Below are 12,117 nucleotides of genomic sequence, written 5' to 3'. Positions count from 1 at the left end.
GGTGATAGAATGCGCCACCACTTCCGAGGGAGAAGAAAGGCATGGGCAGGGCGCCGAAAGGCAGCGTGGTTGTGGTTCTGTGCATGGCCGTCGTCCGGTCAGGGTCTCTGCACGCTCAACAGGACGACTTTTCGAAGGTCAAGATCAAGGCGACGAAGGTCGCCGGCAACATCTACATGCTGAAGGGAGCGGGCGGGAACATCGCCGCGTCGGTGGGGGAAGATGGAGTGGTGCTCGTCGACGATCAGTTCGCGCCCCTGGCGGACAAGATCCAGGCGGCGCTGAAGGAGCTGAAAATCACCGACAAGCCGGTGCGATTCGTGATCAATACGCACTATCACGGAGATCATGCGGGGGGCAACGAGCCCTTCGCCAACACCGGATCGACGGTGATTGCCCAGGACAACGTGCGGAAGCGTCTCGAAAGGGGGGGGCCGGGCGGAAACGGCGGATCGATCAAGTTCGACGAAAAGCCGGCGGCGAAGGCGGCGCTGCCGATCATCACTTTCGAGCGCGACGTCACCCTGCACCTGAACGGCGAAGACATCCGGGCGCTGCATTTTCCCTCCGGGCACACCGACGGCGATGCGATCATCTTCTTCCCGAAGAACAACGTCGTGCACATGGGGGACGATTTCGTGCGCTACGGGTTTCCGTTCATCGACGTGACGAGCGGCGGCAGCGTGCGGGGAATGATCGAGGCGGTGGAAAAGGCGACGGCTCAGCTGCCGTCCGACGTGAAGGTGATCCCCGGGCACGGCGCGATTTCGAATCTCGATGACGTGCGTGCGTTCACGAAGATGCTGAAAGAGACTTCCGCGGTCGTCCAGCAGGCCATCCAGCAGAAGAAGACCCCGGAGCAGATGAAGAAAAACAAGATCCTGGCGCCATGGGCCAAATGGTCCGGGGACTTCGTGAACGAAGACGCCTTCATCGACGCTCTACAACTCGCTCACGGGGCACGGCGAGTTCATGAAGCACAACTGAAACGCGGCGGCAAAAGCCGCCCTCCTCAGCGACCTGGAAATCGACGCCCTGAAGAACACCGCGTCGATCCACTTCGTCCCAGGCTTCCACCTCCAGCCGATAGACGCCCGGCTCCAGCCCGGAAAGATCGATCGGAAGGGTGAGGGTGAGCGCGGTGGCCGGGGCGCCTGGATCGAGCGTGTGTCGGGCGGGGATGAGCTGCCGGACGACCTGCGGCCCGCGCCGGATCTGGGCGAATGCCGTGACTCGAGCCTGTCCCGTGACGGCATCACGCCGAGGATGATAGACGACGGAAGAGGCGGCGACTTGTTCGTCGCCGGCGAAAATTCTCCTCACGGAGCGGGGAGCGGGCGGGATGTTCGGCACCTCATCCGAGGGATCCATCGCGATCGGCTTCGCAGACGCCGGGCTGCTCAGGATCAAGGAGCTCATGGCGAGATGATCGGGCGCGAGGGCCGGGATCTTCAACGCCGAGCGAAGCGCTCCCACTTCTCCTGATTGCAGGTCGCGGACCACGGCGGTTGCCTGGTAATCGCCGGCGGGAAGCGCGCGCCGCGCCAGAAGGGTCAGGTCTCCTTCGGAATCCTTGCTCGGCCCGCCGGAGAGGCGCACTTCGACGTCACGGCGGATGGGCTTCTCTTCCTTCCCCTTGGCCGACCGCAGGACGACCCCCGCCTCCAGCTTCGCCACACGGCTGGCTCCCCGGGGAAGGAAGAGGATCGAGGAGCGGGGCAGGGAGATGACCACCTCCACTCGCGGTGTATCGTCGGCGCCGAGATACGAACTGGCCTCCAGGGCCAGAGGAATCTTGCGAAAGAGCTCGGGGGCGAAGTAGGCGCTGACCATTTCCTTCTCCTGCTGCTGCCGGCTCGTCATCCAGACGAAGCCTTCCGGAGAGCGGACCCGCGCCCCTTTTCGGCTCACGGTGACGCGCGCGGAATGGAGCTTGCCGTCCGGCTCCCCGTCGGGGGCGAAGGTGATCAGGTAGCTCGACCGGGTCTGCTCTTCGATGACCCGCATGGGCCGCTCAAAGTTTCCGTTGATCCCATGGGTCGAGACGCCGCCGGTGGTGAGGGCGAGAATCGACAGGGCGTTGGTGGACTCACTTTCGAGAAGCTCCTCCACTCCACCCGCCGGGCCCGCCGCCAGCCCCCGCGTGTTGATCGTGTTCACGGCGATCTGGGCGGCCGCGGCATCCTGCGCCAGCCGAAGCAGATCGAGTTCCTGGGTGCGGGGATCGTCGATTCCATAGAGAATCCCCGGAGCCGAGGGTGTGCCGTCGCTGAACAGGAAGACCTCCTTCCGCCCCGGCCGCGATCGCAAGAATTCGGCGAGTGCCGCGAGAGTGGAGTTGAGGCGGGAGGCCCGGTGCAGATCCTCCGCGACGAACGACCTCGCCAGAGACTCTGCCGATTCGGGACTGAACTTGCGCAGCTCTTCGAGATCCTCTTTGTTCTTCCAGAAGTGAGCTTGACCGCCCATGCGGAGAGCCGAGTCCTTCTCGATCTCTTCCATGGCCGCGAGCGCCAGGGAGAGATCGGCCGTGAAATCCCGGTAGATTCGGCAGTCGCGTCCCAGACCGATCAACATTACCTCGTCGCCGGCCTGCAATCCCTTCTCGAGAAACTTTCGCGCCGCCGCGATCGGAGCCGGGCCGAGGCCGCGCTCGCTGTCCAATCCGTCGAAGAAAAGCACGATCCCGCGCGAGCGCGAAATCGACGCCGCCCGATCGGGCGCGGGAGGCGTGCCCGCGCTCCCGGGCGGCTGCACGGCTGCCGCCGGGGGGGCCGTGAGGGCCGGACCTGCGGGGATCTGCAGCTCGACGGATTGGATCGGCACCTTATAGCCGTCCACCGTCAGGGTGAATTCCTCCGGGCGGAGATCGCCCAGGAAGCGTCCCGAGGCCTCGGTCACGACGACGTCCAGAAGGATCAGGGAAACCCGCTCCGCCTGGATTCCCGGTGCGGCGATGGGCTGAGCACCGGCCGATTTGTCGGTGCCGGACTTCGGTGCGGCGCCGTGAAGAGCTCCTCCCAGAGCGAAAAGCAGGATTCCCGTACCGAGCATCCGGCGGGCGATTCGGATCGCGGACATAGTGGACTCCGGCGAGAGGGGAGGACGTGGTGACACCCTATCACGCCTCATTTTCGAATCGTATCCCGGCCGACGCAGGGCATGGCTGGATGACGCGCGGCGGGTCCTCCAGCTCGATGCCGCCCAGGCACCCGCGAGCCCCCTACATCTATATAGATGTGGATCCGGGCGAGGACAGTTGCATCACCGGTGGTCATGAGCCCCAGTTGGGAGGTGTCCAATTCCGGATTCAATTTCCGTTGTCCGACTCGCGAACGGAACCTATATTTGCCTGGAAAGGTGGTGTTTAGATGTTCTCCCTTCCAGGCTTGGACATCTCCTCCGGAAGCGCGAAAGCGTCCGGCTCACCGGTCCGCGTGCTGTTGATTGCGGAAGATCCGCAGCTGGCGCGCCTGCTTCGGGAAGGGTTGACCAAGGATCCGGAATTTCTCTGCGAGCTCAGGACCGCTGCCCGGCCGAATGAAAGCCTGGATCTGGTCGAAAAGGCTCAGGTCGATCTCATCCTGTTCGATCTTCCGCCGACCGGTCTCCACGGATTCGACGCGTTGGCCCGGACCCTGGCCCGGTCTCACGGCATCCCGGTGGTCGTCTTGGCCACTCCCGAGACTGAAGAGCTGGCAATCCGCGCCGTGGCACGAGGGGCCGACGATTACGTCGTGATCGGATCGACCGCCGGCGTTCATTTGGTTCGCGCGGCGCGCGCGGCGCTCCAGAGGAATCTGACCGTGGCCCGCTTGAGGACGGCGGACCGGCTGAGGTCCCAGTTCGTCTCCACGGCGTCTCACGAGATGCGCACGCCCCTGGCCATCATCCGGGAGTTCATCGCCCTCGCCCGAGACGGGACGTCGGGACCGGTGACGGCCACGCAGGCGGAATGCCTCGACGGGGCGATGCGAAACTGCGATCGGCTGACGGCGCTGGTGAACGACCTTCTGGATGTCGCCCGAATCGAATCGGGAGAGGTGAAAGTGTATCGCGGCAAGGTGGATCCAGCGTCCTTGCTGCGGCAGTGTCATGAGGATTTCGGGCCTCAGTTCCGGTCGGGCCGTCAAACGCTTCAGCTGCAGGCGCCGGAGGGACTCCCCGAAGTGATTGGGGATCGCCCGAAGATCCAACAGGTGCTGGTGAATTTGATCGGCAACGCCCGCAAATTCACGCCCGAGGGAGGCTGCGTGGAGGTGGGGGCCGTTCGCGACGGGGCCATGGTGCGCTTTTTCGTCCAGGACGACGGAATCGGGATCGCCGCCGAGCACCAGCCGATGATCTTCGAGGCATTCACCCAGATCGCCCGGGATGAACGCCCCGGCGTGAAGGGGACCGGGCTCGGTCTGGCCATTTCGCGTTAAATCGTCGCCCGTCACGGGGGGAACATCGAGGTGGAGAGTGAGCTCGGGCGGGGAAGCCGGTTCTCCTTCACCCTCCCCATTCACGAGCCCGGCGCGGAACTGCGCGTGGTGGTGGAGGATCGGATCCGCAGCGCCTTGCCGCGGGGACAGGCGCCCCTTCTGGCGCTCCTCCGGATGGCGCACGCGGAGATCGCGAGCGGCTCGCGCGCCGGGGACAAGGACCTCGACAAGCTCGGCGAGGTGCGCAAAATCCTGACCGGACTGTTCCGTCATCCCCGTGACGAGGTGTTCCTGATCGAATCGGAGCCGCTCCTGGCGCTCTTCCTGGAGACCGACCCTGCCGGCTGCCGGGCCGTGCTCCAGCGTCTGGCCCAAGCGGTGGAGGAGCGCGATCGCGGCCTGCGTCTGGAATATGCGCTCCCGGAGCCGACGCTCGGCCGGTCGAACGAGGAGTGGGTGCTTGGCGCGCGAGCCGGATTCTCCCACCTGGTGGGAAGTCTCGGCCACCGGCAACCGAGAGTTCTTCTCGTGGATGACGACGCGAGTCTGCGCGAGCTGATGGCCGAGACGATCCGCCTGGACTGGCCGGAGGCCGACGTGCAGGGCACCGATTCGGCGCTGGAGGCCTGCCTTCGTTTCAGCCGGTTCGATCCCGATCTGATGGTTCTCGACATCGGCCTTCCGGACGCGAGCGGGGCGGACGTCCTCGCCTCCCTGGTTCGAAACGGCCATACGAAGAAGGCGAGGATACTGGCAATTTCCGGATCCGAGGAGCGGCTGGCGGAGATGGTTCGCCTGGGCTGCGACGATTCGCTGGCCAAACCCTTCCCGATCGATCGATTCGAGCAGAAGGTCGCCGCGTTGTTCGGATTTCCGCCGCGGATTCAGCAACCAAGTCAAGCGGCCCACGCGCCCTCGGAGGAACCATGAGTCCAGCACGAGTCATGATCGTGGACGACGAGCCCGATCTCATTCGGGCGCTGGGATTGCGCTTGAAGGCCGCCGGCTATGAAGTCCTGGCGGCGGCGGACGGAATTCGCGCGATGCAGATGGCCATTCGGGATCAGCCCGCCGTGATCCTCCTGGACATCGGCATGCCGGGAGGAGACGGGCACACGATCGTTCGGCGATTGAAGGCGAGCATCCGGACCATGACCATTCCGATCATCTTCCTGACCGCGCGGAAATCGCCGGAAGACCTGAGCAAGGCGAAGGAGGCGGGAGTGGCCGCCTACCTGCTGAAACCCTTCAAGCCGGAAGAGCTGCTCGCCGCCATCGAGAAGGCATTGAGCGAGGCCCGTCCCGCGGTTTGATCGGCCTCCAGCCGGATCGGGGGCCGGCGGTCGCGCTGGTCGGCGGGCGAGCCGGACATGAAGGGACTCCCGGCGGTGGCCGCCGGCACGAGAGTGGGCGATCGGCTGGCCGCCTATCCAGAGCTCCTGCCGGTCGTGAATCAGGGCTTCCGCGCGCTGTCGAACCCGGTTCTCCGGCGCACCGTAGCCCGGCCAAGTGAGCTTCGGCGAGGCATGCAGGCTGCACGGGGTGGATCTCGACGGATTTCTGGAGAAGCTCGCCGAGGCAAAATCGCGGCTCGGCTCCCAACCCTGAGGCGCGCGCTTACGGCGGGCGGCAGGAATTCGGCGGCACCCTCGCGCGGCCTTCGTGGTAGACTCCAAAACCCAATGGCATCGCGGGCGGGCGGCTTCGCGCCGGACGCCCGCGCGCAATCCTTCTCTCAACCGTTTCTGACGGGAGGTGCCTCATGCTGAAAACCTGGGGAGCTGTGGGTCTTCTGATCGTCGCCGCGGCGGCCGCGGCCTGGATGGTGGTCCCGGCCTCGCACGCGCCGGCCAACTCCGCGCAGACCGAAGGCGTCACGTGCGGCACGCACCAGTGCTCCGCCAACAGGATCTGCTGTCCCAGCTGCGCCACCGGAGAGCCGCACTGCACGACTGGACCGCGATGTCCCGAGTGCGCCCCGCGGTAGGCGCCCGCGTCTCTCCCCCCGGCGCGAGGGCCGGCGCGCCGAAATGGAACCTGTCTCATGACCCCGGGACCGGGCGAAAAGGAGGCGTGATGCGCCTCTATGACTCACAGCCTTCCGGCAACTGTTACAAAGTGCGTCTCCTTTTCGCCCAGCTCGGGATCGCGTACGAGCGGGTCGAGATGAGCGTCACCGATCGATCCAACCGCCGGGAAGTGATCGGAGAGGCGAATCCCTCCCTCCGAGTCCCCACGCTCGTGCTCGACGACGGACGGCCGCTCGCCGAGTCCAACGCGATTCTCTGGTATTTCGCCGACGGCACGCAGTACGTCCCGACCGAGCCCTACGAGCGCGCGCAGGTCCTTCAGTGGCAGTTCTTCGAGCAGTACGATCACGAGCCCAACATTGCGGTGGCCCGGTTCTGGCTCACGAAGGGCGTCCGGTACGATCCCGCGCAGCTCGAGGCCAAGCAAGCCGCAGGGCATCGCGTGCTCGACGCGATGGAGCGGCACTTGGCCCGCCGCTCCTTCCTCGTCGGCGAGCGCTACACGATCGCCGACATCTCCCTCTACGCCTACACGCACGTCGCCGGGGAGGGAGGCTTCGACCTTGGCCGCTACCCCGCCCTGCGCGCGTGGCTGGCGCGCGTCGCCGCGCAGCCGCGCCACGTCGCGATCGACGCGTAGGCCGTCCGTCTCATCGCCCGGACTCCGGGGGCAAGTCGGCACGGCTCCAACGAATGTAATGCATCGGCGACGCCGACAGGGCCCGTTCAGAGAATCCTTGAAGCAGCATCGGATCGCGAGCCGCTGCGGTCAGCGCTATCTTCCCTTTCTTAGGGCAAGGAAACGGCGGGCTTCCACCTTGGCGAGGATTGTCCGCCCGCCATCCGGCCACCGCACCTCCAAGCGATCCACCTGGTTCGCGTTGCCCAAACCGATGTGAACTCGCGGGTCGTGCGCCGAAAGGAAGGACTCCCCGCTGGCGAGATCCCGAATCAAGGTTCGGCCTCCCGCCTTCGCCGAGATCTGCGCCCCGATGACGGTCTCTCCGCGGGGTGCCTCCAGCACAAGTGTGATCCACGAGCCTTTCGGAGAGTCGTTGCGCAGCAGCGTCGGCGGCGCGTCGAGATTGCTGATCAGAAGATCGAGATCGCCGTCGTTGTCGTAATCGCCCGCCGCGAGTCCGCGACTCGAAAGGGCCGCCCGGAAGCCGGCTCCGGCGCGCGCCGTGGCGTCCTCGAAGTGCCCTCCACCCTGGTTTTCGAGAAGCAGGTTGGTCTGGCCGTAACGGGCGCCGAATTCCGGATGCTTGTCCACCTGCGGATAGATGTGCCCATTCGCGACGACGAGATCCTCGTCGCCGTCGCAATCGAGATCCGCGAAGACGGTCCCCCAGGACAGGGGCTGGAACGTCGGCCGAGCGACCCCCGACGCTTCGCTGGCGTCCTCGAAGAACCCCTTGCCGTCTCCGCGATAGAGAGTGCTGTAGTCCTCGGCGAAGTTCGTCACGAAGAGGTCGAGGAAGCCGTCGCCGTTCGCGTCCCCGGCCGTCACGCCCATGCCGGCCTGGGCGGCCCCGTTGGCGCCGAGCGCGGCGCCGGACCAGGTTCCCACTTCCTGGAACCTCCCGTTTCCCTCGTTGCGGTAGAGATAGTTCGGATCCGAGTCGTTCGCGACGTAGAGATCGGCGTCGCCATCGCCGTCGAAATCGGCCGCCCGCACGCCGAAGCCGTAGCCCAGCGCGCGATCCTCCAACCCCGCTTCACGGGTCGCTTCGCGGAAGCTTCCTCTTCCGTCGGAGAGGAAGAAATGATCGGGCGCTCCGGGCAGGCCGAAGGGGCCGAGCGCCACCTTCTCGACCCCTTTCCAGTCCAGCGTCGGCCTTGCCGCGAGAACCTCCTCCAAGGTGCAATCGACGTAGGCCGCGACATAAAGGTCCAGATCTCCGTCGCCGTCTGCATCGAAGAAAGCGGCGCCCGTGTTCCACCCCGGCGCCTCGATTCCCGCCCGGCCGGCTACGTTCTCGAAGGTCCCGTCGCCCCGGTTCCGATACAAAAGGTTGGGGCCGAAGTTGGTGACCAGGATATCCGGCCAGCCGTCGTTGTCGTAATCGGCCACGGCCACGCCGCTTCCCCAGAGCCTCTCCCCGGTCACCCGCGCGCGATCGGTCACGTCCTCGAACGTGCCGTCGCCCCGGTTCCGGTAAAGCGCGTTGCGCCCCTTCTCCAGGACCTTGTCGCCTGCGAGCCTCCAGCCGTTGACCAGGTAGGCGTCCAACCAGCCGTCGCGATCGAAATCGAGCCACGCCGCCCCGCCGCCGGAGGAATCGAGAAGATGATCCTTCCCGGGCCGGCCCGCCAGCAGGACGCGGGTCATGCCCGCCTGCCGGGCCACGTCTTCGAAGTGAAAATGAGAGGCGGACCGCGGCGCGGGTGACTCCGGCGCCGCCGAGCCGGAAGCGGACGTCGCGGACGGATTCCCGCGACAGGCCAGGCCGAAGGCGAAAATCGCCGCGGCCGGCGCGGTGACGCCCAGGATGCCACGCTTCATGTCCGACAGGCCTCGGCCCGCGTGCCGGGCACGGGGGAGATCAGGAAGGCAGGGAGGCCAGGGATTTCAGGGATGGGTCTTCGCCGTGAGATCCGCGTACTGCTTTTCGACTTTCTGCCATTCCGCCTCCAGACCGGCCGGATTCGGCGCCTGGCCCATTTTCCCGATGTTCCCCGCGGCCTCCAGGAACGCCTTCTTAGTCACCCGGGTGACGATCACGAACCCTTCGTCGTAGATTCCCTGCTGTTCCGCGCTGGCGTGATGATGGTGCCCGCCTTCCAGCAGCTTCTTGCGCACCGCGGCCACCGACCCGTCTCCTTCGTTCCCCAGCTGGGAGACCAGGGCCGCGAGCTTCTCCACCGCGGCCTTGGCGGGCTGATGCGCTTTCATCTTCGCCCGCGCTTCCGCCATGGCCGCTTGCGCGTGTCCGTGGGTCGTCGCCAGGATCGACAGGACGAGGTTCGACTCGGTTTGCTTCGCGGCCAGGATCGCATCGGCCAAGGAGCGATAAGTGGCGACCAGCTCATTCGGCGTCGCGGCGGTCGTCGGATCCGCCGCGACGATCGGAGTGAGAAGACCTCCAAGGGAACAGAGAGCGAACAGGCACACGATCGACGCGCAGCGATTCACGTGAACCTCCCGGATTGAGGAAAGCGACAGGCTCCTTCGCGCACCCGCCCCATGATACAGGAGTCGAAAGGGGGCTGCTGAGACCGGGGGAGAGTGTGCGCGAGAGCTCCTGATGGTACGATCCGCCCCTGGAAGAACCGCGAGACGACCCCTCGATCGGCTGCCTGCCCTTGCCGGCCGAAAACGGAGAAGATAGTGATGTTTGGAAGAAGCCTGCGAATCGAAACGGCGTTGTGCGTGGCGCTTCTCGCCCTCGGCGCCCTCCCGGCGGCGGCGGAAGGATCGCGCCTTCCCCGCAAACCGGCGGAGAAGGCGACGGCCGAGGAGGCGGCGAGGAAGCTGAGGACGATGTACTTCGCCCAGGATTTCGAAGGGGGGCGGACGGAGGAAAAGAGGCTGGCGGCCAGGTTTCCGGGATCGACGGAGGTGCTGGCCTGGAGCTTGATGCACCAATCGCGACTTTGGCTGGGCGGCGATGCGGTGCCCCGGGCGGAGAAGCTGATTACCGAACATCCCGGCGACCCGTGGGGCTGGTTCGCCCTGACCGGCGCGCTTCAGCGCAACGCCGATCGCAGCCGCGAGGCTCTCCGGACGAGTCAGAAGGCGCTCTCTCTCGCGAAGACGCACCCCGACTTCCTATGGCTGCGAGCCTCGGTTCTTGCCTCGGAAGGCCCGTTGTCGACGGCCCTCGCATTCCTCGATAGTGTGCAAAGCAAGGTTCCCAATCCGGCCGAGCTTCTGGTCGTGCGGGCCGTCGCCTATCGACGCGCGGCCTCGCAAGGCGAAAAGACCGATCCGATCCTGGAAAGGCAGGCGCTGGAGGCCTTCAGCGAGGCGCGCCGGATCGATCCCACCAACGTGAACGCGCACGCGCGGGCGGGCGAGTCCCTGCTCTTCGCGAACCGCGCCGAAGAGGCCTATCCTCTTCTCAGGAAAGCGGTCCGCCTCAGCCCTCTGTCCGCCCCGCTTTACGCTCTCAAGTGGCGAGCCATCCGGGGAAGGTCCGACCGGAAGCCCGAACAGAAACGAGCCGAGATCGAATCGGACATTCGCTTCCTGCTCAAAGAGCGTGGAGACAATCCGGAGGTGGTGCAAGGTATCGCGAACGAATACGGGGAGCTTGGCCTGAAGGAGCAGCAACGTAAAATGGAAGATCGCGTTCTGCGACTCGAACCGGACGGCCTCCAGGCCGAATGGGTTCTCGTGAACCGCTGGCGCCGGCAAGAAGAGCGCACCGAAGCGGGAGGCAAGAAGAACCCGAAGGAGGTGGCTGTCTATCGCCGGATGCTCCGCGACTTCATCCGGCGTCCGAGCCATCGCGCCGACGCGCTGCTCGGAGAGGCCTATGGGAATCTCTTCCTTTCCCTGAGCGACGATGCGACGGCGAGCGCCGATGAAATCCTCGCGTTGATGAACGGGATGGTGAAGCACGAGAAGACGAACCAGCAAATTTTCCGGGTGCGGGGGCCCGTCGTCCTGGCGGACCGGAAGGCCCACCTGAACGAGGCGGAGCGCATCGTGCTCGATGGAATTCAGGAAAACCGCCGGGAGGCCCGCAACCGGGAGCATACCTGGCATTACGACAGCCGTAAGAGCCAGAAGCAGTGGGCGAAGATGATGGAGGGCCAGCTCCTGGACGCCCTGGGCTGGGTGCGCTTCAACCAAGGGCGGCGGGAAGAAGCGGAGCAGGACCTCCAGCGATCTTTGAAACTCTCTCCCGGACGGATGGAGACCCTCTTTCATCTGGGCCGGCTTTTCGAGTCGGCCGGAGATCTTCCGAAGGCCGAGGGCTTCTATGTCCGGGGAATGGCCGTCCAGACCCCCGGGCCGAATCCCTCCGAGAAGGCGATCAAGGACCTGTACGTCCGGCGGTACGGCAGCGCGGAAGGGTTCGAATCCTATCTGGAAAAGTTCAGGATCGAGGATCGCGCGAAACGGAAGGAGAGGATCCTCGCGGACCGCGTCGCCAAGCCGGAAATCATTCCCCCTTTCAGCTTGAGAGCCCTGGCCGGAACGAAGGTTGGTTCGATGGACCTGCGAGGCAAGATCGCCGTCATCAACTTCTGGGGCCTGTGGTGCGGCTGGTGCCTCGGGGAGATGCCGGAGATCCAGCTGCTTCATGAGAAATACCGGAACGATCCAGGCGTCGCCGTCCTCACGCTGGACAACGATCCCAATCCTGATTTGGTCCGGGAATGGATGAAGAAGAACAAGTTCGATTTCAAGGTGCTTCTCGACGACGGCTACGTCCGGCGCGTCGGAGTCCGCGGTTTTCCCACGACCTGGTTCGTGGACCAGTCGGGCCGGCTCGTCTTCGAGCACACGGGATGGAGCCAAAAGCTCGTGGAGGAATTCGGATGGCGGATCGAGGCCCTGAGATCCCCCGAGTCCCCCCCACACGGCAAGCCATCCGGGTAACGGGCGGGAGCCACGGCAGCTCGGCCCTCGACGGCCTGGCCGCTTCGGCGATGCGATTCCTCAGCGGCTCCGGGACCGGACCGGGAGCGGGCGGCGCCCCTCCGTC

Annotated in this window: 9 protein-coding genes and 1 pseudogene; 7 read left to right on the top strand and 3 right to left on the bottom strand. The window is 65.6% G+C overall.

What is annotated here, in order from left to right:
* Positions 1–41: 41 nt before the first annotated feature.
* Positions 42–1,130 (top strand): MBL fold metallo-hydrolase, encoded by a 1,089-nt coding sequence (locus tag VGR67_16445; protein ID HEV8338001.1) that lies wholly within the window; start codon positions 42–44, stop codon positions 1,128–1,130.
* 751 nt (positions 1,131–1,881) lie between these two features.
* Here the strand turns inward: VGR67_16445 and VGR67_16440 are convergent.
* A pseudogene (locus VGR67_16440) lies at positions 1,882–3,054 on the bottom strand (VWA domain-containing protein).
* Between the two features lie 317 nt (positions 3,055–3,371).
* Here VGR67_16440 and VGR67_16435 point away from each other — a divergent pair.
* The 5 genes from VGR67_16435 to VGR67_16415 all read left to right on the top strand — a co-directional run bounded on the left by VGR67_16435 (position 3,372) and on the right by VGR67_16415 (position 7,097).
* Complete coding sequence (locus VGR67_16435) at positions 3,372–4,427, top strand: ATP-binding protein (GenBank protein ID HEV8338000.1); 1,056 nt, start codon at positions 3,372–3,374, stop codon at positions 4,425–4,427.
* Between the two features lie 30 nt (positions 4,428–4,457).
* Entirely contained in the window at positions 4,458–5,357 is a 900-nt protein-coding gene (locus VGR67_16430; protein HEV8337999.1) for a response regulator, read from the top strand.
* Positions 5,354–5,740, top strand: coding sequence for a response regulator (locus tag VGR67_16425; GenBank protein HEV8337998.1), 387 nt, complete (start codon positions 5,354–5,356; stop codon positions 5,738–5,740). The genes VGR67_16430 and VGR67_16425 overlap by 4 nt, the downstream gene beginning before the upstream one ends.
* A 449-nt stretch (positions 5,741–6,189) precedes the next feature.
* Positions 6,190–6,414 (top strand): hypothetical protein, encoded by a 225-nt coding sequence (locus VGR67_16420; GenBank protein ID HEV8337997.1) that lies wholly within the window; start codon positions 6,190–6,192, stop codon positions 6,412–6,414.
* 89 nt (positions 6,415–6,503) lie between these two features.
* A complete protein-coding gene (locus VGR67_16415) occupies positions 6,504–7,097 on the top strand; it encodes a glutathione S-transferase family protein (GenBank protein HEV8337996.1) in 594 nt (197 codons plus the stop codon).
* A gap of 135 nt (positions 7,098–7,232) precedes the next feature.
* On the opposite strand, the gene VGR67_16410 is transcribed toward VGR67_16415, so the two are convergent.
* Positions 7,233–8,963: a CRTAC1 family protein gene (locus tag VGR67_16410; protein HEV8337995.1), complete on the bottom strand. Its 1,731-nt coding sequence runs from the start codon at positions 8,961–8,963 to the stop codon at positions 7,233–7,235.
* Positions 8,964–9,029: 66 nt separating this feature from the next.
* Entirely contained in the window at positions 9,030–9,593 is a 564-nt protein-coding gene (locus VGR67_16405) for a hypothetical protein (protein HEV8337994.1), read from the bottom strand.
* Between the two features lie 198 nt (positions 9,594–9,791).
* Here VGR67_16405 and VGR67_16400 point away from each other — a divergent pair, with 198 nt between their 5' ends.
* Complete coding sequence (locus tag VGR67_16400; GenBank protein HEV8337993.1) at positions 9,792–12,011, top strand: redoxin domain-containing protein; 2,220 nt, start codon at positions 9,792–9,794, stop codon at positions 12,009–12,011.
* Positions 12,012–12,117 lie beyond the last annotated feature (106 nt).

This window comes from Candidatus Polarisedimenticolia bacterium (assembly GCA_036004685.1).
Taxonomy (GTDB): Bacteria; Acidobacteriota; Polarisedimenticolia; order Gp22-AA2; family AA152; genus DASYRE01.
Note: the sequence above shows the minus strand (reverse complement) of the source record. Positions and strands in the feature narration are given on the sequence as shown.

Excerpts from the sequence above, each read along its gene's own strand:
- VGR67_16445 (HEV8338001.1), top strand. The coding sequence starts at position 42 with ATGGGCAGGGCGCCGAAAGGCAGCGTGGTTGTGGTTCTGTGCATGGCC.
- VGR67_16435 (HEV8338000.1), top strand. The coding sequence starts at position 3,372 with ATGTTCTCCCTTCCAGGCTTGGACATCTCCTCCGGAAGCGCGAAAGCG.
- VGR67_16425 (HEV8337998.1), top strand. The coding sequence starts at position 5,354 with ATGAGTCCAGCACGAGTCATGATCGTGGACGACGAGCCCGATCTCATT.
- VGR67_16420 (HEV8337997.1), top strand. The coding sequence starts at position 6,190 with ATGCTGAAAACCTGGGGAGCTGTGGGTCTTCTGATCGTCGCCGCGGCG.
- VGR67_16415 (HEV8337996.1), top strand. The coding sequence starts at position 6,504 with ATGCGCCTCTATGACTCACAGCCTTCCGGCAACTGTTACAAAGTGCGT.
- VGR67_16410 (HEV8337995.1), bottom strand. The coding sequence starts at position 8,963 with ATGAAGCGTGGCATCCTGGGCGTCACCGCGCCGGCCGCGGCGATTTTC.
- VGR67_16400 (HEV8337993.1), top strand. The coding sequence starts at position 9,792 with ATGTTTGGAAGAAGCCTGCGAATCGAAACGGCGTTGTGCGTGGCGCTT.